Below are 22,112 nucleotides of genomic sequence, written 5' to 3' on the forward strand. Positions count from 1 at the left end.
ACGGCCGGCGCTACCGTCTGTCAGCCGCGCTGGCGCACGGCTTCGAACAGCGCCACACCCGCCGCCACCGAAACGTTCAGGCTCTCGATGTCGCCCGGCATCGGGATCTTGACCAGGCCATCGCAGTTTTCGCGGGTCAGGCGGCGCATGCCGTCGGCTTCGCCGCCCAGCACCAACGCCACATTGCCCTTCAGGTCGATGGAGTACAGCGAATCGGTGGCTTCACCGGCCAGGCCGTAGATCCACACACCCTGCTTCTGCAGGTCCTTCAGACAGCGCGACAGGTTGGTTACCGCCACCACCGGAATGCGGTCCGCAGCGCCGGCCGAGGTCTTGCGCACGGTGGCATTGACCGTGGCCGACTTGTCCTTGGGAATGATCACCGCCGTGGCACCGGCAGCAGCGGCGCTGCGCAGGCAGGCACCCAGGTTGTGCGGATCCTGCACTTCATCGAGTATCAGCAACAGGGCCTTGCCCTCGGCCGCCTCGACCAGGCCTTCCAGTTCATTCTCACCCCAGGTGCGTGCGGCCTGGTAGCGCGCGGCCACGCCCTGGTGGCGCACCGAACCGCCCACGCCGTCCAGCGCCTGGGTGTTGACCTTGCGCACGTCGATGCCCTTGCGGCGTGCGTTTTCCTCGATTTCGGTCAGCCGCGGGTTCTTCGCGCTCGCCTCGATGAGCACTTCGCGGACGTTCTCGGCATCGTTCTCGATCGAGGAGGCGACGGCGTTGACGCCGACAATCCACTGGCTTTGCTTGCTCATTGCGGGGGCGGGACCGGTACAGGGGGTGGTAATGGTAGAGCATTGCCGGTTCGGTTGCCGTAGCACCGGGCCCTGCCCGGCCGTTCACCGGGGCCAGCCGGGGGTGTCGTGGTCGGGGTGCTGGTGGGAGACCAGGGTCCGCAGACGCTCGGCGTCGGGGTCGTCTTCCTGCAGGATCACCTCCAGCGCGCCCAACTGGTCCACGAACGGCAGCTTGGACTCGGTGCCGTACTGCACGGACGGCGGCAGCCGCTCAGGCTGGTCGAACGCGCCGGCCGCCACGGCCATCCCGTCCTCGCCTTCATAGGTCAGCGGGGTGCCACAGTCGGCGCAGAAGCCCCGGCGGAAGTGGTTGGAGGACTGGAACCGGCGCGGTTCGCCCCGGGTCCACTGGAAATCGGCACCGCGCACCGACACCAGCGGGGCGTAGTACGCCCCGAAGGCCTTCTGGCACATCCGGCAATGGCAGATGGAGCGATCCGGCAGGGCGCCGCGGACATGGAAGCGGATCGCACCGCATTGGCAGCCGCCGGAGAATTCGGGAACCGGGTTCATGGGTCGCCTCCCCTCAATATTTCTGCTTCTGCCGCTTGGCCGGTTGCCCACGCGGCGGCAGCGCCGGTTCTTCGTCGTCCTTTTCTTCCACCAGCCGGAAGTCGATCTTGCGCTCTTCCATGCTGGCCTTGAGCACCAGAATGCGCACACGGTCGCCCAGGCGGTAGCTCTTGCCACGGCGCTCGCCGCTGAGCGTCTTGCGGGTGGCATCGAACTGGTAATAGTCGTGCGGCAGCTGGGTGACATGCACCAGGCCGTTGACCTTGGAGTCGTCCAGTTCCACGAACAGGCCGAAGCTGGTCACGCCGCTGATCACGCCGTCGAACTGGCCACCCACGTGCTTTTCCATCCACGCCGCGCGGTAGCGCTCGTCGACCTCGCGCTCGGCCTCGTCTGCACGGCGCTCGCGCTCGGAACACTGCAACGCCAGCGCGGCCATTTCGCGCTGGGTATAGGTGAACTTCTCCAGCGGCTTGCCGCTCAGCGCATGCTTGATCGCACGGTGCACCAGCAGATCCGGGTAACGACGGATCGGCGAGGTGAAGTGCGCGTACGCATCCAGCGCCAGGCCGAAGTGGCCCTGGTTGTCCGGCGAGTACACCGCCAGGCTCTGGCTGCGCAGCAGCACCGATTCGATCAACGCCGAATCGGGACGCTCGCGCACCTTCTTGAGCAGCTTGGTGTAGTCGCCCGGCTGCACCTTGGACCACGGCGGCAGGCTCAGTTTGAACTCCTTCAGGAACTCCAGCAGGTCGTCGAACTTGGCTTCCGGCGGCTTGGCGTGGTCGCGGAACGGCGCCGGCACCTGCTTGTGCAGCAGGTAACGTGCAGCCTGCACGTTGGCCGCGATCATGCATTCCTCGATCAGCTTGTGCGCATCGTTGCGCACCAGCATCCCGGCCTGGGTGACTTCACCGGTGTTGTCCAGCACGAAGCGTACTTCGGAGGATTCGAACTCGATCGCGCCCCGGCGGGTGCGTGCCTTGGCCAGCACCTTGTACAGCTGGTGCAGGCGCTCGACCTGCGGCAGCAGCGCGCCGATGGCGTTGCGTGCGGCCGGGTCGTTCTCGCCCACCGCCTGCCAGACCTGGGTGTAGGTCAGGCGCGCATGCGAGTTCATCACCGCCTCGTAGAAGCGCGAGTGGATCACTTCGCCCTCGCGGTTCACCTGCATGTCGCAGACGAAGCACATGCGGTCGACCTTGGGCATCAGCGAGCAGATGCCGTTGGACAAGGTCTCCGGCAGCATCGGCACCACGAAGCCCGGGAAGTACACCGAGGTGGCGCGCTTCTGCGCTTCATCGTCCAGCGGCGTGCCGGGACGGACGTAGTTGGATACGTCGGCGATGGCCACCACCAGGCGGAAGCCTTCGGCGTTGGGTTCGCAGTAGACCGCGTCGTCGAAATCCTTGGCGTCTTCGCCGTCGATGGTGACCAGCGGCGTGCTGCGCAGGTCGACGCGGTCGCCGATCATCGCCGGCTCCACCTGCATCGGCACCGACGCGGCTTCGTCCAGCACTGCCTGCGGGAATTCGAACGGCAGCTCATGGCCGTGGATCGCCGTTTCCACGATCAACGAGGCAGTGAGCTTGTCGCCCAGCACCGCGATGATGCGGCCGATCGGCGGGCGCCGGGTGTCGGGGGCCTGGGTCAGCTCGCACACCACCAGCTGGCCATCGCGGGCATCGCCGGTCTGGTCGGGCGGAATCTGCACGTTGCGCTGGATGCGCTTGTCATCGGGCACCACGTAATTGATGCCGAACTCGACGCTGAAGCGCCCGATCAGACGGGTCATGCCGCGTTCGAGCACACGCGCGATACTCCCTTCGCGGCGGCCGCGCCGGTCGATGCCGGTTACGTTGGCCAACACGCGGTCGCCGTGCATGACCTTGCGCATTTCATACGGCGCCAGGAACAGGTCGTCGCCGCCATCGACCGGGCGCAGGAAGCCGAACCCTTCCGGGTTGGCGATCACCACGCCGGTGATCAGGTTGGTGGCCTGCACGGGTGCGAAGCCGCCGCGGCGGTTCTGCACCAGCTGGCCGTCGCGCACCATCGCGCCCAGGCGCTTGCCCAGCGCGTCGGCGCGGTCGGGCTCGGTCAGGCCAAGCTGGATGCCGATTTCCTCGGCGGTCTGCGGGCCATCACAGCGGTCCAGCAGCTGCAGGATCGCTTCGCGGCTGGCGATGGGCTGGGCGTAGCGTTCAGCTTCACGGGCGGCAAAGGGATCATCCACGCTGCCCACCGGCGCGCTGGGGCGCGGGTTGCGGCGGGTCGGAATCGGCGGGCCATCCGGCCGAGGGCCGGAGCGCTTGCCGCCACGGGGCGGTGCGGGGGTGCTCATGGACTCGGGCATCCAGGGCGGCAGCTTGCCGGACTTGGCAGCAGCGCGGGACTTGCCCGACGGACCGGCAGCCTGCTTGGGCGCCGGGGACTTGGGGGCTTTTGCGCCCCGGGTCGGTTTCTTTGATTTCATCGACCCCCATGGTACCGCGTGGCGGTGTGCAGAATGGGTCATCGCCGCTGCCCATGCAGGATTGTGAAGAAATTTAACAAAGCCGTTGACAACCCCTGCGGACTTGCCCAGAATTCGCCCCCTGAGTCGCCCAGGTGGCGGAATTGGTAGACGCACTAGCTTCAGGTGCTAGCGGGGGCAACTTCGTGGAGGTTCGAGTCCTCTCCTGGGCACCATGACTCAGAAAATGATCAAACCCGCGCAAGCGGGTTTTTTCGTTTCAGGCCTCGGGTGTGTAGTACCGGGCCGACAGCCCTGCCCGCCCCGGGAAGTACTTGAACCAGGGCCGCGCCGCGTCGACCACTGCGGCCACCGCTGGATGCGCCATCAAGCGCTCGAAATAGGCGAGCAGGTGAACCTCGGTGCCGGGAACCGGCACATAGGCCACGGCATAGAACAGTGCGGGCGCCGCCGCGCAATCGGCCATGCTGAATCCTTCGCCGGCCAGCCACGTGCGGTCTTCGAGCTGGCGGTTCATGGCGGCGTAGCTTTCGAGCAGCCGTGACCGGGCAGTCTGCGCTGCCTCTTCGCTGCGCCCGCTTTCGGGCTTGAGCCGTTCGGCGGTCAGCGCCTGCATCGGGGTCATCACATAAAAGTCGGAGAACCGGTCCCAGAAGCGCACGGCCAGGGCGGCATCGGCATCGGCAGGAATCAGGCGTGCGCCGGTGGCCAGGTGCTGCTGCAGGTATTCGATGATGATGCTGGTCTCGGCAACGGCCCGGCCCTGATCGACCAGCACGGGCATCTTCGCGGCCGGGGAGATGGCGTGGAGCATCGCCCGATCGGCCGGGTCGCCCAGGTTCACCCTGCGCTCGTCCAGGGCCACGCCGAGCACGCGGGCGGCAATCAGTACCTTCTGGCAACAGGACGACAGCGGGTGGGCGTGCAGGATCGGCAGTGCCATGGAAACTCCAGAGCGTCGGTGTGGGCCGAGTATGCCAATCGGCGTTCGCGCATGCATTGACAGCCTCCGGCTGCTTCCGCATAATTCGCCCCCTGAGTCGCCCAGATGGCGGAATTGGTAGACGCACTAGCTTCAGGTGCTAGCGGGGGCAACTTCGTGGAGGTTCGAGTCCTCTTCTGGGCACCACGACTCGGTAAATGATCAAACCCGCGAAAGCGGGTTTTTTCGTTTCTGCGGCAGGGATCGCGCTGGAAATTTTCTTCGACATCCTGTTGACACATTTGCGGTTCTCCCGCAAAATTCTCCTCCTGAGTCGCCCAGGTGGCGGAATTGGTAGACGCACTAGCTTCAGGTGCTAGCGGGGGCAACTTCGTGGAGGTTCGAGTCCTCTCCTGGGCACCATGACTCAGTAAATGATCAAACCCGCGAAAGCGGGTTTTTTCGTTTCCGGGGTTTGCGTGGGTAATCCGCAACCGCGCGATGGATCATTTCTGTCCGATTGCACACAACGACGTAGAGCCACGCCCTGCGTGGCTGCCCCGGCTATCGTGCGTCGCATTTGTTCGCCTGGCGCCGAGCGTTGCCCGGCTTCTCATGCATATTAGCGAACAGCCTGTGGCTGATGCGATCGCCAGCTTAGGCGGGTCGGGGCGGGTTCGTGGGGGACGCCGTGAATCCGTCCCCGCCGGCCCAAACCAGGGACACGTGCAGACCGCGGGCTGTTCGCCCAAATGCATGAAGCCGGGCGTTGTCCGGCACCAAGCGAATGCCTGAGATCAGAAGGAGCAGCCGGGCAGAGCCCGGCTCTACGCTCCAACACAACGAACCCGCCTTTCGGCGGGTTCGTTGTAAATCTCCAACGTCAATGTCCGCCAGCAGACGCCGCACCGGCACCGGCGCCGAACGGCGGCTTGGCCAGCCACAGGAAGGCGATGATAGCCAGGAAGATCCAGCCCAGCAGGAAGAAGATGTCGTTGAAGCCCATCTGCGATGCCTGGTGGTTGATGATGTTGTTCAGCGCCGCCGCACCGTGTTGCAGGTCGCCCTGCCCCATCGCCGCCACCTTTTCCTGCATGCCCGGCGTGTAGCCGGAAATGCTTTCGGTCAGGTGCGCATGGTGTTCCTGCGTGCGGCGTGCCCACAGCCACGTCGTCAGCGACGCCGCGAAACTGCCGCCCAGCGTACGCAGGAACGTGGCCAGGCCCGAACCCGCCGCGATCTCGCGGCCGTCCAGGTCCGAGAGCAGGATCTGCAGCACCGGCATGAAGAACAGCGCCACGCCAATACCCATGATCAGCTGCACCCCCGCCACGTGCGCGAAGTCCACCTGCAGGTTGAAGCCCGAACGCAGGAAGCTGGTGAAGGACAGGAACACGAACGCGAACGATGCGATCCAGCGCATGTCGAACCGCGAGGCGTACTTGCCCACGAACGGCGTCATGATCACCGGCAGGATGCCGATCGGCGCGGTTGCCAAGCCCGCCCAGATCGCGGTGTAGCCCATGTCGCGCTGCAGCCACTGCGGGATCAGCAGCGACACGCTGAAGAACGCCGCGTACGCCACCACCATCGCCAGCGTGCCGGCGCGGAAGTTGCGGTGGCGGAACAGCCGCAGGTCCACGATCGGGTCCTTGTCGGTCAGCTCCCAGATCAGGAACACCGCCAGCGCCACCACCGAAATGCAGGCCAGCACCACGATCGTCGGCGAACTGAACCAGTCCTCGTCGTTGCCCAGGTCCAGCACCAGCTGCAGTGCGCCCACGCCGATGACCAGCGTGATCAGGCCCACGTAGTCCATCTTCGGCTTTTCGATGTGCTCCGGCCGGCCCTTCAACTGGTTGCCCACCACCAGTGCCGCGAAGATGCCCAGCGGCACGTTGATCAGGAAGATCCATTCCCAGCTGTAGTTGTCGGTGATCCAGCCGCCCAGGATCGGGCCGCAGATCGGCGCCACCACCGTGATCATCGCCAGCAGCGCCAACGCCTGCCCGCGTTTCTCGCGGGGGTAGATCGAGACCAGCAGCGACTGCGTGATCGGGTACATCGGCCCGGCCACGAAACCCTGCAGCGCGCGCGACACCACCAGCATGCCCATGCTCTGCGCCAGGCCGCACAGCAGCGAGGCGATCACGAACGACAGCGTGGCCCAGATGAACAGCTTGGTTTCACCGAAGCGACGACTGAGCCAGCCGGTCAGCGGCAGCGCGATGGCCGTGCTGACCGCGAACGAGGTGATGACCCAGGTCGCCTGCTGCGAACTGGCGCCGAGGTTGCCGGCGATGGTCGGCAGCGACACGTTGGCGATGGTGGTGTCGAGCACCTGCATGAACGAGGCCATGGCCAGGCCTGCCGTACACAGCGCCACGTTGGCCGGCCGGAACGCGCCGGTCGCACCTGGCGCCGACGGCACACCCGGCAGGCCGGGTGCGGCGGGAGCTTGTGCGGACATGGATACCTCAGCTCGCCTTGGTCTGGCGCGGCAGGTTGCTCTGGATGATCTCGTGGATCACATCGTCGGCGCTGTGCAGCTGCCTGGCGTAGACGTCGGTGTCGAACACCTGGCCCTTGGCCGTGGTGGTCGGCAGCACGGTGCCGTTCTGGTCGCGCAGGCTCACTTCGGCCTTCATCGACAGGCCGATACGCAGCGGGTTGTCGGCCAGCTGCCTGGCATCGATGGCGATGCGCACCGGAACGCGCTGCACGATCTTGATCCAGTTGCCGCTGGCGTTCTGCGCCGGCAGCAGCGAGAACGCCGAACCGGTACCCAGGCCCAGGCTGTCGATGCGGCCCTTGTACTTCACCTCACCGCCGTACAGGTCCGAGCGCAGCTCCACTTCCTGGCCCAGGCGCATGTGGCGCAGCTGGGTTTCCTTGAAGTTGGCTTCCACCCACATCTGTTCGGTCGGCACCACCGCCATCAGCGCGGTACCCGGCTGCACGCGCTGGCCAACCTGCACCGAGCGACGGGCCACGTAACCGCTGACCGGCGCGACGATGCCGGCGCGGGCATTGTTGAGGTAGGCCTGGCGCAGCTGCGCTGCGGCAGCCTGCACGTCGGGCTGGGTGGCGATCACGGTGTCGTCGACCAGCGCATTGCTGCGCTCGAAGGTTTCCCGCGACCCGGCCACGGCCGCTTCGGCAGCGGCCAGTTCGGTGCGGGCATGGGCCAGCTCTTCGTCGGAGATCGCACCGGTGGCGGCCAGCCCCTTGCGGCGGGCGAAGTCTTCGCGGACGCGGTTGAGGGTGACCTGGCGCGCGTTCAATTCCGCCTGCGCGCCTTCCACGCTGCGATACAGACCACGGGTCTGGCGCACGGTCCGGGCCAGGTTGGCGCGGGCCTGCTGCAGTGCCACTTCGGTGTCGGCCGGGTCCAGCTGCACCAGCAGCTGGCCGCGCTCGACGCGCATGCCGTCATCGGCGTTGATCGCCACCACGGTACCGGTGATCAACGGGGTGATCTTTACCTGGTTGCCCTGCACGTAAGCGTCGTCGGTTTCTTCGAACCAGCGGCCGAACATGAAGTACCACAGCGCCGCGGCAGCGATCAGCAGCACCACGATGGCCAGCAGGCCACGCAGCAGCTTGCCACGACGGGAAGGAGCTGCCGGGGCGGCAGCGGGAGCGGAAGTCTGGCTCATGGAAGTTGTCTCAGGAATGCGTGGATTCGGGGGCGGTGGCGAGCGTGGCGGTGGCGCCGGACGGGGTGAACCCGCCGCCGAGTGCCTGGCTCAGTCGCACCGAAACAAGGATCTGCCGCGACTGCAGCGACGCCAGCTGCTGCTGCGACTGCAGCAACTGCGCTTCCACGCTGAGCACGTCCAGGTAGCTGCCGATGCCGGCCTTGTAGCGCTGCTGCGCCAGGTCGTGGGCGGCACGCGCGGTGCCCACGGCCTGCGCCTGCGAGGCGGCCTGGTCGGCCAGCGAGCGCACCGCGTTGACCTGGTCGGCCACCTCTCGCAGCGCGTTGACCACCGACTGGTTGTAGTTCGCCACGGCCAGGTCGTACTGGGCGTCGGTCTTGTCCAGGTTGGCGCGCAGGCGGCCACCGTCGAAGATCGGCAGGCTCAGCGCCGGGCCGATGAAGGCGAAGGTCGAGCCGCTCTTGAGCAGCTGGTCCACTTCACTGGCCACCACGCCGCCGAGCGCGGTGAGGTTGAGGCTGGGGTAGAACTTCGCCTTGGCGGCGTCGATCTCGCGGCCGGCCGCTTCCACGCGCCAGCGCGCCGCCACGATGTCCGGGCGACGGCCCAGCAGTTCGCTGGGCAGCACGCCCGGCAGCTGCAGCGCCAGCGGGTTGAGCGGCTGCGGACGGTCGATCTGCAGGCCACGGTCCGGCCCCTGCCCGACCAGAGCGGCCAGCGCGGTGCGGGCCTCGTCGATCTGCTGCTGCGCGGCCTGCAGCTGCTGCTGCGCCGCCGGAATGCGGGCTTCGGCCTGGCGGGTCTGCAGGTCGCTGTCGATGCCCGCCGCGCGACGCTGGCGTGTCAACGTCAGCGTTTTCTGCGAGCGGTCCAGTTCTTCGCTGGCCACATCGTGCAGCTGCCAGGCATAGCCGAGCTGTGCGTAGGCTTCGGCGATGCCGGCCGACAGGTTCAGGCGCGCGGCCTGCGCGTCGACGGCAGCCGCGTGGCCGCTGTCCACCGCCGCTTCCCACGCGGCGCGCTTGCCGCCCCACAGGTCGATGCCATAGCTGACGCTGAGGTAGGCCTGGCCGCTGCCGGCATAGCTGCCGCCGAGCTCGTCACCGACCATCGATTCGGGCAGGCGCACGCCGGTGTAGCCGCCAGAGGCGGATACGCTGGGCAGGCGGTCGGCATGCGCGGTGCCGATCTGGGCACGGGCCTGGCGCAGGCGCGCATCGGCCGCCTCCAGCCCCGGGTTGCGCTGCAGCCCTTCGGCGATCAGCGCGTCCAGCTGCGGGTCGTTCAGTGCCCGCCACCAGTCGGTGGTCGGGAACGCCGACGGGCTCAGGGTGTGGCCGGCCAGGGTGCGCTGGGTCTGCAGGCTGTCGGCGTCGAGCAGCTGGCCGTGCGGTTGCAGGCCACCCGTGCTGGCACAGGCGGCCAGCGCCAGCGCAAGTACGGACAGCAGCGCAGGCCGCAGCGGGCGCAGCGATGAGGTGCGATCAGTTGAAGAAGTCATGGCGTATTGAGGGAGTCACGTACACGGGTCATGAGGGAATGCAGCTGCGCGCGTTCGTCCGCGGACAAGTCGCGCATGGCGTCGTCCATGGTCTGGTCACCGCGCTGCTTCAGCCGGGCCCACAACTGGCGGCCTTGTTCGGTAAGCACGATCTGCAGCGCCCGCCGGTCCTGCGCGTGCGCTTCACGGCGCACGCAGCCCAGCGCTTCCAGCTTGTCCAGCAGGCGGGTCACCGCGCTGGGCACCTGGTCCAGGGCCTGGGCCAGCTCGTTGGCGGTGCACGGAGCGCGCGCGGCCAGCACTTTCAAGCCCAGGTAATGGGTGAAGCCGATCCCGAGGTTTTCCTCGGCCATCGACGTATCGAGCTGGCGGACCAGGCCGTCGCGCACCTGGCGCAGCAGCAGGCCGAAGCTGGGGGGATTGGCATCGGGGCAGATCATGGGTGAGCATTCTCTTCCAAAAAATATATTTCTCAATAGAAATATTCAAAATGGAACAAAATGCTGTGTTGCAGCAGTCAGAACAATGGGAGGCGGCTACCTTAATGGCGGCCTCGGCTGGCCCGGTATTACAATATGGACAATGGATAACACTTTCAGGCCATCAGATGATCCCGCCACCCAGATCCGCACCGACGTGCTGGACTGGTTCGAGCGTGATGACGGGCTGGGCGTGCTCGGCTTCCGGGTCGACAGCCCGCGCGGCCTGGAGCGCGAAGTGGACTGGCACGAGCACCACCGGGCCCAGCTGATCTGCGTGCAGGCCGGCCTGCTCACGGTGCGCACCCGGCATGGCACCTGGTCGATGCCGCCGGGCTGTGCCGGCTGGATGCCGCCCGGGGAACCGCACACGGTGGACATCCGCGGGCCGCTGCGCGGCTGGGGGGTGATCATTGCCCCCGCGCTGGCCCACGACCTGCCCGCCGAGCCTTGCGTGGTCGGCATTTCCGACCTGCTGCAGGCGCTGGCGCTGCGGGTCTCCACCTGGGCACCGGCGAACACGGCCACGCCCGCCCAGCAACACATCATGGAGGTGCTGCTGGATGAACTACGCCATGCGCCACGCCAGCGCACCCACCTGCCGATGCCCAGCGACCGCCGCCTGCTGCGGATCGCCTCGCAGCTGATCGCCGACCCGGCCGATGACCGCAGCCTGGAACAATGGGCGCAGTGGGCCGGCCTGTCGCCGCGTACCCTGACCCGTCACTTCCGCGAAGAGACCACCCTGAGCTTCGCGCAGTGGCGCCAGCAGGCCCGCCTGGCCGAGGGGCTGCGCCGGCTGTCCGATGGCGCCAGCGTCTCGGCCATCGCCCATGAACTGGGCTTCAGCAGCCCCAGCGCCTTCGTCACCGTGTTCCGCCGCCACTTCGGCAGCCCACCCGGGCGCTACCTGGCGCGCGGCAATCTGCCCCTGCCCCACACGTGCGGCTTGGCATCCCCGGCCGCATCCGGATAATCGACCGCCTGCGAGGGCGACAGCCGTCGCCGTCCCTTGCCACAGGTAACAATGCCGCATGACCGATCTTGCCCGCCCCGCTTTCCACGGCTTTGAACAGCTGCCCCTGCGCGAATACGCCGAACGGGCGTACCTGGACTATTCGATGTACGTGGTGCTCGACCGTGCGCTGCCGTTCATCGGCGACGGCCTCAAGCCGGTGCAGCGCCGCATCATCTATGCGATGAGCGAGCTCGGACTCAATGCCGCCTCCAAGCCGAAGAAATCCGCACGTACCGTCGGCGACGTCATCGGCAAGTACCACCCGCACGGCGACAGCGCCTGTTATGAAGCGCTGGTGCTGATGGCCCAGCCGTTCTCGTACCGCTACCCGCTGATCGAAGGCCAGGGCAACTTCGGTTCCACCGATGATCCCAAGTCGTTCGCGGCAATGCGTTACACCGAATCCAAGCTGACCCCGATCGCCGAAGTGCTGCTGGGCGAAATCAACCAGGGCACCACCGACTGGACCCCGAACTTCGACGGCACCCTGGAAGAGCCGACCTGGATGCCGGCGCGCCTGCCGCACCTGCTGCTCAACGGCACTACCGGCATCGCCGTGGGCATGGCTACCGACGTGCCGCCGCACAACCTCAACGAGATCGTCAACGCGCTGCTGCACCTGCTGGATGATCCGGAGGCCAGCATCGGCGACCTGCTCGAGTACGTGAAGGGCCCGGACTACCCCAGCGCGGCCGAGATCATCACCCCGGCCGCCGACCTGCGCACCATGTACGAAACCGGCTACGGCAGCGTGCGCGCGCGCTCGACCTTCCTCAAGGAAGGCACCAACATCGTGATCAACGCGCTGCCCTTCCAGGTCTCGCCGTCGAAGGTGATCGAGCAGATCGCCGCGCAGATGCGGGCCAAGAAGCTGCCGTGGCTGGAAGACATCCGCGACGAATCCGACCACGCCAACCCGGTGCGGGTGGTGCTGATACCGCGCTCGAACCGCGTCGACGCCGAACAGCTGATGGGCCACCTGTTCGCGACCACCGACCTGGAGCGCAGCTACCGGGTCAACATGAACGTGATCGGGCTGGACGGGCGTCCGCAGGTGAAGAACCTGAAGATGCTGCTCAGCGAGTGGCTGCAGTTCCGCGGTACCACCGTGACCCGCCGCCTCACCCATCGCCTGGAAAAGGTCGAACGTCGCCTGCACCTGTTGGAAGGCCTGCTGGTGGCGTTCCTCAACCTGGATGAAGTGATCCACCTCATCCGTACCGAGGACGAGCCCAAGCCGGCGCTGATCGCGCGCTTCGGGCTGAGCGACGACCAGGCCGAATACATTCTGGAAACCAAGCTCAAGCAGCTGGCCCGCCTGGAGGAAATGAAGATCCGCGGCGAGCAGGACGAGCTGGCCAAGGAGCGCGACAAGATCCAGTCGATCCTGGACAGCAAGGCCAAGCTGCGCAAGCTGATCCGCGACGAGCTGGTGGCCGACGCCAAGAAGTTCGGTGATGCACGCCGCTCGCCGCTGGTGCAGCGTGGTGCGGCGCAGGCGATCGACGAAACCGAGCTGGTGCCCAGCGAGCCGATGACCGTGGTGCTGTCCGAAAAGGGCTGGATCCGTGCGGCCAAGGGCCACGACATGGACCCGTCCACCCTGTCCTACCGCGACGGCGACGCGCTGCTGGGCGCGGTACGTGCGCGCAGCACGCAGCAGGTGGCGTTCCTGGACAGCGAAGGCCGCGCCTACTCCACGTTGGTCCACACCCTGCCCTCGGCACGTGGCAATGGCGAACCGCTCACCGGCCGCTTCTCGCCGGCGCCGGGCAGTGCCTTCATGACCCTGGCCAGCGGCGACAACGCCACCCGCTTCGTGCTGGCGTCCACGCACGGCTACGGCTTCGTGACCCGCTTCGAGAACCTGACCGGGCGCAACAAGGCTGGCAAGGCGATGCTCAACCTGACCTCCGGTTCGAAGGTGCTGACCCCGGCCGTGGTCGCCAACCCGGACACCGACCGGATCGTGGCGGTAACCAGCTCGGGCAACCTGCTGGCCATCCCGGCCAGCGAGCTGCCGGAACTGGACAAGGGCAAGGGCAACAAGATCATCGAGATCCCCAAGGCCAAGCTGGCCACCGAGCGCGTGGTCGCGGTGGTGGCGGTGGGCCCGGGCAACACGCTGCTGGTGCGTAGCGGGCAACGCACGATGAACCTGTCGTACAAGGACCTGGAGGCCTACCTCGGCAGCCGCGCCAGCCGTGGGCACCTGTTGCCACGTGGGTGGCAGAAGGTGGAAGGGTTGGCCGTGGAATGATGGGCGGCTGACGGGTGCAATGCAGAACGGCCGGGAATTCCCGGCCGTTTTCTTTTGGATGTTGCACGCCTGTTGGGCGGCTTCGGTGACATGTCAGCGTCGGTGGAGCTGACGGAGCGTCGTTGATCCCGGCCCGGAATGTTGAGCCGCGCGTTGCGCGGTTGCCACGCATGGCGTGGCACTACGAATGGTTACGTGCGCAGGATGATCCGGATACCGCATTGGCAGGTGCCGACCGTTGGTCGGCACGCGGCACATCAATGCGCGGCGGTGCCCTTGGCTTCCATCTTGCTGGTCTGGTACAGGGCCAGGCCGATGCGCTTGATCAGGCCCAGCTGCTGTTCCAGCCACCAGGCGTGGTCTTCTTCGGTGTCCTTGAGCTGGACCAGCAACATATCGCGGCTCACGTAGTCCTGGTGCTGTTCGCACAGCTTCATGCCGGCGGCCAGGTTGTTGCGCACGCTGTATTCGGTGTCCAGGTCTTTCTGCAGCATTTCTTCCACGGTCACGCCCGGCTCGAAGCCGTGCGGGCGCATGTCCGGGTTGCCGCCCAGGAACAGGATCCGGCGCAGCAGCGCGTCGGCGTGCTGGGATTCTTCTTCCATTTCGTGGTTGAGGCGTTCGTACAGCGCGAGCAGACCCTGGTCCTCGTAGCGGCGCGAGTGGATGAAGTACTGGTCGCGCGCAGCGAGTTCGCCGCGCAGCAGTTCCTTCAGGCATTCAATGACGTCGGGATGGCCTTTCATGGGGGAGCTCCTGTGAATCGATGGGGGCCATGGTGCCCTATCCCGGATCGCCGTGATCTAATCGGAATCAGTTGCATGCGCAGGCGCAGGTGGGGTTGGCCTGCATTACCGTCATCGGGGAGCGTGGGATGCGTCGTTGGCTGAAACGGGGTGCGTGGGCGTTGGTGGTGCTGGCGGGAATCATGGTCGTCGTGATCGGCGTGGCCTGGGGATTGCTGCGCGGCAGCCTGCCGGCGCTGGAGGGCGAACAGCCCGTTGCCGGGTTGCAGGCCAGGGTCAGCGTCAGCCGCGATGCGCTGGGCGTGGTCACCATCGATGCCAGCAGCGAGGCCGATGCAATGCGGGCGCTGGGGCTGGTGCATGCGCAGGAGCGCTACTTCGAGATGGACCTGATGCGCCGCGCTGCTGCCGGCGAGCTTTCCGAGCTGTTCGGGTCCGCCGCCGTGCCCACTGACCAGCGCATGCGGGTGCATCGCCTGCGTGCCCGCACCGATGCGCACCTTGCGCAGGCGCTGGGCGGGCGCCCGCAGGTGGTGCAGGCCTATGTGGAAGGCGTCAACCGTGGCCTGGACAGCCTGCGCGTGCGCCCCTGGCCTTACCTGCTGCTGCGCCAGCAACCCACCGCATGGACCGCCACCGATTCGGTGCTGGCCGGTCTGGCCATGTACGCGGACCTGCAGGACCCCGCCAACGAGAACGAGCTGGCCATGCGCCGGATCCGTGAGGTGGCGCCGCCGGCGCTGTACGCGCTGCTCAGCCACGATGGCAGCGAATGGGATGCGCCGTTGTTTGGTGAGGCGCGCGGGAACGCCGTGCTGCCGCAACCCGATGCATTCCAGCTGGATGACAGCCGGCAGTCCCCACCTGCCGCAGCCGTGGAGCAGGAGGTCCACGGCAGCAACAATTTCGCGGTGGCCGGTGCGCTGACCGCCGATGGCCGCGCGATCCTCGCCGACGACATGCACCTGGGCCTGCGGGCGCCGAACCTGTGGTTCCGGGTACGACTGCGCTACCCCGACCCCGCCGCACCCGGCGGCCACGTGGACGTCAGCGGCTTCTCGCTGCCCGGGCTGCCGGCGATCGTGGTCGGCAGCAACGGCCATGTGGCGTGGGGCTTCACCAACAGCTACATCGACAACGCCGACTTCGTGTCCGTGCCCGCCGGGGCAGAAGGCATCACCGTGCACGAAGAGCGCATCCGCGTGGCCGGCGGGGCCACTGTGATCCTGCGCGTGCGCGAGACCGCCTGGGGCCCGATCCTGCATGAGCGCGCCGACGGCAGCGGCGAAGCGCTGCGCTGGACCGCACAGCTGCCTGGCGCGGTCAGCATGGGTTTCGCCGACATGGCCCGCGCCACCGACCTCGACGATGCGCTGAAGATCGCCGACCGCGCCGGCATTCCCACCCAGAACCTGCTGCTGGCCGACGCGCATGGCCGCATTGCCTGGCGGTTGATCGGGGCCCGCCCGGACCGCGCAGCGGACTGCCCGCCCAACGGCTTCACCACCCGTGCACCGGCCAGCTGCGCGCCGTGGGCGATCCGCAGCGATCATTCGCCGGCCTTGATAGACCCGCCCACGCAACGGCTGTGGACCGCCAACGGCCGCGTGCTGGACGGCGCCGACCTTGCGGTGGCCGGCAACGCCGGCTATGACCTTGGCGCGCGCGGGCGGCAGATCCGCGATGACCTCCATGCGAAACAGCGCTTCAGCGAGAACGATCTGCTGGCGATCCAGCTGGACGACCGCGCAGTGTTCCTGCAACGGTGGTGGACGCTGCTGCGCCAGGTGGTCGAGCACAGCGATGACCCGGCACTGAAGCGTCTGGACGCTGCCAGCGGCCACTGGGAGGGACACGCCTCGGCCGATGCGGTGAGCTACCGGATCACGCGCGCGTTCCGCACCAGGGTGCAGGAGATCGTGACCGCTGGCCTGCTGGCGCAGCCAAAGCAGTCGTTGGGCGAAGGCTACCTGGAGCCGAAGCTGTCGCAGATCGAAGGCGTGCTGTGGCCACTGGTAACCGAGCGACCCGCGCATCTGCTGCCGGCACCGTACCCGGACTGGAACGCGCTGCTGGCCGATGCGGCGCGGCAGGCGGAAGCGGAGCTGGCCGAAAAGGGACCGGACCTGTCCCAGCGTACCTGGGGCGAGCGCAACACGGCCGCCATCTGCCACCCGATCAGCCGCGCCCTGCCCGCGTTCGCCCGACCGTGGCTGTGCATGCCGGCGGATGCGCTGCCCGGCGACAGCAACCTGCCGCGCGTGCAGGGGCCGGCGTTCGGTGCTTCGCAACGCATGGTGGTATCACCGGGGCACGAGGACCAGGGCATCATCCACATGCCCGGTGGCCAGAGCGGCCACCCGCTGTCGCCGTTCTGGGGCGCTGGCCATGAGGATTGGGTGCACGGCAAACCGACACCGTTCCTGCCAGGGGCCACGCAGTACACCTTGCAGCTGGAGCCGAGGTAGCGCCGGGCTCTGCCCGGCTGTCGATCGGATCCGGGCCTACGTGGAGCCGGGCAGAGCCCGGCTCTACCTGTGGTGTCCGGGTCAGGCCTTGCGGCGGCGCTCCATCGCGCTCAACAGCGGGCCGGTCATGGCGGTGGTCACCAGTGCCATGATCACCAGCACCGCGAACAGGCGGTCGCCCAGGAAACCCAGTTCGTAGCCCAGGTTGAGCACGATCAGCTCCATCAGGCCGCGGGTGTTCATCAGCGCGCCGAGCTTCCAGGCCTCGTGATTGTCCATGCCCGCGCTGCGCGCCGCGCTCCAGGTACCCAACAGCTTGCCCAGCGTGGCCACCGCGATCAACACCGCGCACAGCAGCAGGTCGCTGCCCTGCAGCGCATCGGCGCGCATGCGCAGGCCAGTCATGGCGAAGAACAACGGCAGCAGCAGGGTCACCGCGAACGGCTCGACCCTGGCAATCAACAGCGCACGCAGCTGCGTGTTGGACGATACCGCCACGCCGGCAGCGAACGCGCCGAACAACGCGTGGATGCCCAGCACTTCGGTGACCAGCGCGCTGGCCAGCGACAGCAGCAGCATGCCCAGCAACCAGCGGCCTTCGCTGCCCGGTTTGATGACCTGGCGCGAGAACCACGGTTTGACCACGCCCAGCATCAGCGCAATGAACACCACCACGCACAGCAGGCTGAGGCTGGCCGGCACCCAGCCGGTGGCCTGCGCCGCCGCCACGATCAGCGCCAGCAGGCACCACGCGGTGGCATCGCCGAGCGCGGCGCAGGCAATGGCGGTCTGCCCCAGCGGGGTGTGGGTGATGCCGCGGTCGGCCAGGATCCGCAGCAGCACCGGGAATGCGGTAATGCTGAGCGAGATGCCCACGAACAGCGCAAAGGCGGTGAAACCCACGCCCTGCGGGCCATGGTCGGGGTACAGCCAGATCGCCAGCAGCACGCCCAGCACGAACGGCACGGCAATGCCGGCATGGCTGACGGTGAAGGCGAATCGGCGACGACCGCGCAACCCCCCCAGGTCCAGCTCGGCGCCGGCCACCAGCAGGAACATCAGCACGCCCAGCTGGCTGAGCATGCCCAACGGGCCGAGCGAGCTGGCCGGGAACAGCGCGCCGTGCAGGCCCGGCAGCAGGCTGCCAAGCACCAGTGGCCCCATCATCAGGCCGGCGGCCATCTCGCCGATCACCGCCGGCTGGCCCAGCCGCTTCAGCAGCGCGCCGGCGCCCTTGGCGACCACCAGCAGCACCAGCAGCTGCAGCAGGAACAGGCCCAACGGTGACGCCAGAGGGTGCGCCCAGTCACTGCCCACCACTGCCTCGGCTTTGGCCTCGGCCGCCGCCGCCGGCACATCGGGGCCGGCATAGCGTGCCAGTGCCAGGCCGATCACCAGCGGGACACCCGCCCAGGCCAGGTAATGCCAACCCCATTTCATCCGCGGCACATCGCCTCCGGTCTGTACGTCCATGAACATTCCCCAATGCATGAAGGGGGAATGTTACCCGGTAGCGCCGGCCGTTGGCCGGCCCACCTACTGTTGGCAGCGTTCATGAGGGCCGGCCACCGTTATGCCCGCCTTCCCTGGCGGGCACCTTCTGGGCCGTCGCGTCGCGACGTTGAGAACGGCTCCTGCCGTCCTCTTCGGCGCTACCCTGCCAAGGCTTGCTCATGCACACCGGCGACGGCGCGGCCGGAAGGGTCGGCCATGGTGGCGAAGCTGGCGTCCCAGGCGATGGCGGCGGGCGAGGAACAGGCGATCGATTTGCCGCCGGGTACGGTTTCGGCGGCGGCCTGGGTGGGGAAGTACTGCTCGAACACGTGGCGGTAGAAGTAGGCTTCCTTGGTCTGTGGCGGGTTGTGCACGAAGCGCTTGTCGGCCGCAGCCATCACCCGGTCGCTGATCTGCGCTTCGGCGTGCGCTTTCAGGCCATCGATCCAGCCATAGCCCACGCCATCGCTGAACTGCTCTTTCTGCCGCCACAGGATGGACTCGGGCAGGTAGCCTTCGAAGGCTTCGCGCAGCACCGCCTTCTCGATCCGGCGCGCTCCATCGCCGCCCTGCCCGACCATCTTGTGGCGCGCATCGATGCGCATGGCCACGTCGAGGAATTCGCGGTCCAGGAACGGCACACGCGGCTCCACGCCCCAGGCCATCATCGATTTGTTGGCGCGCAGGCAGTCGTAGTTGTTGAGCGCATCGAGCTTGCGTACCAGCTCTTCGTGGAATTCGCGCGCGTTCGGGGCTTTGTGGAAGTACAGGTAGCCGCCGAAGATCTCGTCGCTGCCCTCGCCGGAGAGCACCATCTTCACCCCCATCGCCTTGATCCGCCGCGCCAGCAGGAACATCGGGGTGGAGGCGCGGATGGTGGTGACGTCGTAGGTTTCCACGTGGCGGATCACGTCGGGCAGCGCATCCAGGCCTTCTTCGAAGGTGTATTCGAAGCCGTGGTGGACCGTGCCCAGTGCTTCGGCGGCAATGGCGGCGGCAGCCAGGTCGGGCGAGCCCTTCAGGCCAATGGCGAACGAGTGCAGGCGCGGCCACCAGGCCTCGCTCTGGTCGCCGTCTTCGATGCGGTGGCGGGCATAGCGTGCGGCGACGGCGGCGACCAGCGACGAATCGAGGCCACCGGAGAGCAGCACGCCGTACGGCACGTCGGTCATCAGCTGGCGGTGCACGGCACGCTCGAAGGCCTCGCGCAGTGCGGCGCGGTCGGCTTCGACGCCTTCCACGGCCGCGTAGTCGCGCCACGGGCGTTCGTAGTAGCGGGTGAGCGTATCGGTGGCGCTGTCGTACCAGTGACCCGGCGGGAACTGCGCAGCGTCGGCGCAGGTATCCACCAGCGACTTCAGCTCCGAGGCGACCCGCAGGCGCCCGTCCTTGTCGTGGCCCCAGTACAGCGGTACCACGCCGATCGGATCACGCGCGATCAGCACGCGCTTCTGCGTCCGGTCCCACAGTGCGAACGCAAAAATACCGTTGAGGCGATTCAGAAACGATGCCGGGGTGTCCTGCTGGTACAGCGCGTTGATCACCTCGCAGTCCGAGCCGGTCTGGAACGCATACGGCTGCGCCAGTTCGGCCTTGAGCTCGCGGTGGTTGTAGATCTCGCCGTTGACCGCCAGGGCCAGGCTGCCGTCGTCGGACAGCAGCGGCTGCGAACCACCGGCCGGGTCGACGATGGCCAGCCGCTCGTGGACCAGGATGGCGCCGTCGTCGACGTACACACCGCTCCAGTCCGGGCCGCGATGGCGCTGGCGTTGCGACAGGTCCAGCGCGTGGCGGCGCAGGGCGGTGAGGTCATCGCCGGCCTGCAGGCCGAACATTCCGAAAATCGAACACATGGGAACAGCTCCTGATGATGGGGGAATACACGTAGCACCTGCATTCGACCGGCCAGAAAACAAAAAACCCGCATCGGCCGATGCGGGTTTTCTGGGGTCCGGGCGTATGTTGCTTGTTCTAGCCCTGGTCGCAGTCCCGCGTTGGCCGCGCACGATTATTCGCGCGCAGATTATTGCGGTTGGTATTGTTGACGGCGGTGGCCAGGAGCGCGGACATGGATCGACCGTACCGCTGTTTGGGACGCGGCGCAACTGTTGCGGGCGCAACCGTTCCGGCCCCATGGCGCTCGCCCTTTCCGGCTGTCGCGTTCGAGGTGGTGATCTCGCAGCGGCAGGCGGCTGCGGTGCAGGCCGCGTTCGGGTTGACCGTGGCGTGATGCGGTGGACCGACCAACGGTCGGTTCGCGTGGCCGGTCATGCCAACAACCGCTCGATCAGGCGCTGGTACAGCGCCGGCAGCTTCTCCAGGTCGGCCACCAAGACGTTCTCGTCCACCTGGTGGATGCTGGCGTTGACCGGCCCCACTTCGATGCACTGCGCGCCCAGCGGCGCGATGAAACGCGCATCCGAGGTGCCGCCTCCAGTGCTTTCTTCCGGCGCGGCGCCGGCAAAGTCGCCCAGCACCTCGCGTGCCACCCGACGCAGCGTGCCTTCGGGGGTGTAGAACGGCTCGCCGCTGCGGTGCCACTTCAGCCGGTACTCCAGCCCGTGACGGTCCAGCAGCGCGGTAATCTCCTGCTCCAGTTTCGGCGCGTTCCAGTGCGGGGTGTAGCGCAGGTTGAACAGCACCTGCAGCTCGCCGGGAATCACATTGTTGGCGCCAGTGCCGGCGTGGATGTTGGACACCTGCAGGCTGGTCGGCGGGAAGCTTTCGAACCCATCGTCCCAGTGCCACGCGGTCAACTCGGCCAGCGCCGCAGCGGCCAGATGAATCGGGTTGCGCGCCTTGTGCGGGTACGCCACGTGACCCTGCACGCCCTGCACGGTCAGCGTGCCCGACAGGCTGCCGCGCCGGCCGACCCGCAGCAGGTCGCCCAGCACCGCGGTGGACGAGGGCTCGCCGGTGATGCACCAGTCGATCGCCTGGCCGCGCTCGCGGAACAGGTCCGCCACGCGGCGCACGCCATCGATGGCATCGCCCTCTTCATCGCTGGTCAGCAGCACCGCCAGCGTGCCCGGGTGATCGGGATGCGCAGCGACGAACTGTTCGGCGGCAACCACGAACGCGGCAACGCTGCCCTTCATGTCGGCCGCGCCGCGACCGTACAGCACGCCTTCCCGGATCTGCGGATCGAACGGGTCGCTGTGCCACGCCTCGACCGGGCCACTCGGCACCACATCGGTATGGCCCAACAGCACCAGCACCGGAGCCCCCTGCCCGTGCGTGGCCCAGAGGTTGTCGACCTCGCCCAGGCGCAGGTGTTCGCAGGTGAAGCCGGCCTGCTGCAGGCGCCCGGCCAGCAATGCCTGGCAGCCCGCATCGGCCGGAGTGACCGAGGGGCGTGCGATCAGTTCGCAGGTCAAGGCAACGACATCGTTCACGCGCCGACTCCGAACCGCTGCTTGAACCCGTTGTCCGAGAAGCCCTGGGTCATCACGCCGTCGTCGGTGACCACCACCGGGCGCTTGATCAGTTGCGGGTATTCGCGCAGCAGCAGCTTCCACTCCGCATCGGAGGCGGCCGCCTTGCGGTTCTCGGGCAGCTGGCGCCAGGTGGTGGAGGAACGGTTGACCAGTGCCGGGAAACCACCGGCCTGGGCGGCCCAGTCCAGCAGGGTTTCCGGGCTGGGTTTGTGCTCGCGGTAGTCGACAAAGGTATACGGCACGTGGAAGCGGTCCAGCCACTTGTTGGCCTTCCTGCAGGTGTCGCAGTTCTTGAGTCCGTAAAGAAAGGTAGTCATTGCCGACAGGTAC

At 67.3% G+C, this 22,112-nt stretch carries 17 protein-coding genes and 3 tRNA genes; 7 read left to right on the top strand and 13 right to left on the bottom strand.

Annotated features, from left to right (window positions below; all coding sequences use genetic code 11):
- Nucleotides 1-20 precede the first annotated feature (20 nt).
- From rlmB to rnr, 3 genes are all read right to left on the bottom strand, one after another.
- Complete coding sequence (gene rlmB / locus WIX41_RS03160) at nt 21-764, bottom strand: 23S rRNA (guanosine(2251)-2'-O)-methyltransferase RlmB (RefSeq protein ID WP_214901129.1); 744 nt, start codon at nt 762-764, stop codon at nt 21-23.
- 84 nt (nt 765-848) lie between these two features.
- A complete protein-coding gene (locus tag WIX41_RS03165; protein WP_339445718.1) occupies nt 849-1,319 on the bottom strand; it encodes a GFA family protein in 471 nt (156 codons plus the stop codon).
- Between the two features lie 13 nt (nt 1,320-1,332).
- Entirely contained in the window at nt 1,333-3,675 is a 2,343-nt protein-coding gene (rnr, locus tag WIX41_RS03170; RefSeq protein WP_409187440.1) for a ribonuclease R, read from the bottom strand.
- 248 nt (nt 3,676-3,923) lie between these two features.
- On the opposite strand from rnr, the gene WIX41_RS03175 reads away from it, so the two are divergent.
- Nucleotides 3,924-4,010 (top strand) — tRNA-Leu (locus tag WIX41_RS03175).
- A 44-nt stretch (nt 4,011-4,054) separates the two neighbouring features.
- On the opposite strand, the gene WIX41_RS03180 is transcribed toward WIX41_RS03175, so the two are convergent.
- Nucleotides 4,055-4,738 carry a glutathione S-transferase family protein gene (locus WIX41_RS03180; RefSeq protein ID WP_339445720.1) on the bottom strand — a complete coding sequence of 228 codons (684 nt, stop codon included), beginning with the start codon at nt 4,736-4,738 and terminating at the stop codon, nt 4,055-4,057.
- Between the two features lie 99 nt (nt 4,739-4,837).
- Between WIX41_RS03180 and WIX41_RS03185 the strand changes: the two genes are divergently transcribed.
- Nucleotides 4,838-4,924 (top strand) — tRNA-Leu (locus tag WIX41_RS03185).
- Nucleotides 4,925-5,053: 129 nt separating this feature from the next.
- A tRNA-Leu gene (locus tag WIX41_RS03190) sits at nt 5,054-5,140 on the top strand.
- A gap of 460 nt (nt 5,141-5,600) precedes the next feature.
- On the opposite strand, the gene WIX41_RS03195 is transcribed toward WIX41_RS03190, so the two are convergent.
- Genes WIX41_RS03195 through WIX41_RS03210 form a run of 4 tightly spaced genes read right to left on the bottom strand, consistent with a single transcriptional unit; the run spans nt 5,601 to nt 10,320 of the window.
- Nucleotides 5,601-7,187, bottom strand: coding sequence for a DHA2 family efflux MFS transporter permease subunit (locus tag WIX41_RS03195; protein WP_339445721.1), 1,587 nt, complete (start codon nt 7,185-7,187; stop codon nt 5,601-5,603).
- Nucleotides 7,188-7,194: 7 nt separating this feature from the next.
- Nucleotides 7,195-8,376: a multidrug efflux MFS transporter periplasmic adaptor subunit EmrA gene (emrA, locus tag WIX41_RS03200; protein ID WP_339445722.1), complete on the bottom strand. Its 1,182-nt coding sequence runs from the start codon at nt 8,374-8,376 to the stop codon at nt 7,195-7,197.
- Between the two features lie 10 nt (nt 8,377-8,386).
- Nucleotides 8,387-9,880: an efflux transporter outer membrane subunit gene (locus WIX41_RS03205; protein ID WP_339445723.1), complete on the bottom strand. Its 1,494-nt coding sequence runs from the start codon at nt 9,878-9,880 to the stop codon at nt 8,387-8,389.
- Nucleotides 9,877-10,320, bottom strand: a complete 444-nt coding sequence (locus tag WIX41_RS03210; protein ID WP_339445724.1) for a MarR family winged helix-turn-helix transcriptional regulator — start codon at nt 10,318-10,320, stop codon at nt 9,877-9,879. Before WIX41_RS03210 ends, WIX41_RS03205 begins: the two co-directional genes overlap by 4 nt.
- Nucleotides 10,321-10,462: 142 nt before the next feature.
- On the opposite strand from WIX41_RS03210, the gene WIX41_RS03215 reads away from it, so the two are divergent.
- Nucleotides 10,463-11,335: an AraC family transcriptional regulator gene (locus tag WIX41_RS03215; protein WP_339445725.1), complete on the top strand. Its 873-nt coding sequence runs from the start codon at nt 10,463-10,465 to the stop codon at nt 11,333-11,335.
- 58 nt (nt 11,336-11,393) lie between these two features.
- Nucleotides 11,394-13,637: a DNA topoisomerase IV subunit A gene (parC, locus tag WIX41_RS03220; protein ID WP_339445726.1), complete on the top strand. Its 2,244-nt coding sequence runs from the start codon at nt 11,394-11,396 to the stop codon at nt 13,635-13,637.
- A 257-nt stretch (nt 13,638-13,894) separates the two neighbouring features.
- Here the strand turns inward: parC and bfr are convergent, their stop codons facing one another.
- On the bottom strand, nt 13,895-14,383 hold the full coding sequence (gene bfr / locus WIX41_RS03225) for a bacterioferritin (RefSeq protein ID WP_339445727.1): 489 nt from the start codon (nt 14,381-14,383) through the stop codon (nt 13,895-13,897).
- A gap of 128 nt (nt 14,384-14,511) precedes the next feature.
- Here bfr and WIX41_RS03230 point away from each other — a divergent pair, with 128 nt between their 5' ends.
- Complete coding sequence (locus WIX41_RS03230) at nt 14,512-16,851, top strand: penicillin acylase family protein (protein WP_339445728.1); 2,340 nt, start codon at nt 14,512-14,514, stop codon at nt 16,849-16,851.
- Between the two features lie 81 nt (nt 16,852-16,932).
- On the opposite strand, the gene WIX41_RS03235 is transcribed toward WIX41_RS03230, so the two are convergent.
- On the bottom strand, nt 16,933-18,330 hold the full coding sequence (locus WIX41_RS03235) for a cation:proton antiporter (RefSeq protein ID WP_409187311.1): 1,398 nt from the start codon (nt 18,328-18,330) through the stop codon (nt 16,933-16,935).
- 173 nt (nt 18,331-18,503) lie between these two features.
- Nucleotides 18,504-20,198 (bottom strand): asparagine synthase B, encoded by a 1,695-nt coding sequence (gene asnB, locus WIX41_RS03240; RefSeq protein WP_339445730.1) that lies wholly within the window; start codon nt 20,196-20,198, stop codon nt 18,504-18,506.
- Nucleotides 20,199-20,413: 215 nt separating this feature from the next.
- Between asnB and WIX41_RS03245 the strand changes: the two genes are divergently transcribed.
- A complete protein-coding gene (locus tag WIX41_RS03245) occupies nt 20,414-20,575 on the top strand; it encodes a hypothetical protein (RefSeq protein WP_339445731.1) in 162 nt (53 codons plus the stop codon).
- Nucleotides 20,576-20,612: 37 nt separating this feature from the next.
- On the opposite strand, the gene dapE is transcribed toward WIX41_RS03245, so the two are convergent.
- Together dapE and WIX41_RS03255 are read right to left on the bottom strand one after the other, a co-directional pair.
- Nucleotides 20,613-21,740 (bottom strand): succinyl-diaminopimelate desuccinylase, encoded by a 1,128-nt coding sequence (gene dapE, locus WIX41_RS03250; RefSeq protein WP_339445732.1) that lies wholly within the window; start codon nt 21,738-21,740, stop codon nt 20,613-20,615.
- On the bottom strand, nt 21,737-22,099 hold the full coding sequence (locus WIX41_RS03255) for an arsenate reductase (protein WP_339445733.1): 363 nt from the start codon (nt 22,097-22,099) through the stop codon (nt 21,737-21,739). Before WIX41_RS03255 ends, dapE begins: the two co-directional genes overlap by 4 nt.
- Nucleotides 22,100-22,112 lie beyond the last annotated feature (13 nt).

It is taken from the genome of Stenotrophomonas sp. AB1(2024), assembly GCF_037482345.1.
Lineage (GTDB): Bacteria > Pseudomonadota > Gammaproteobacteria > Xanthomonadales > Xanthomonadaceae > Stenotrophomonas.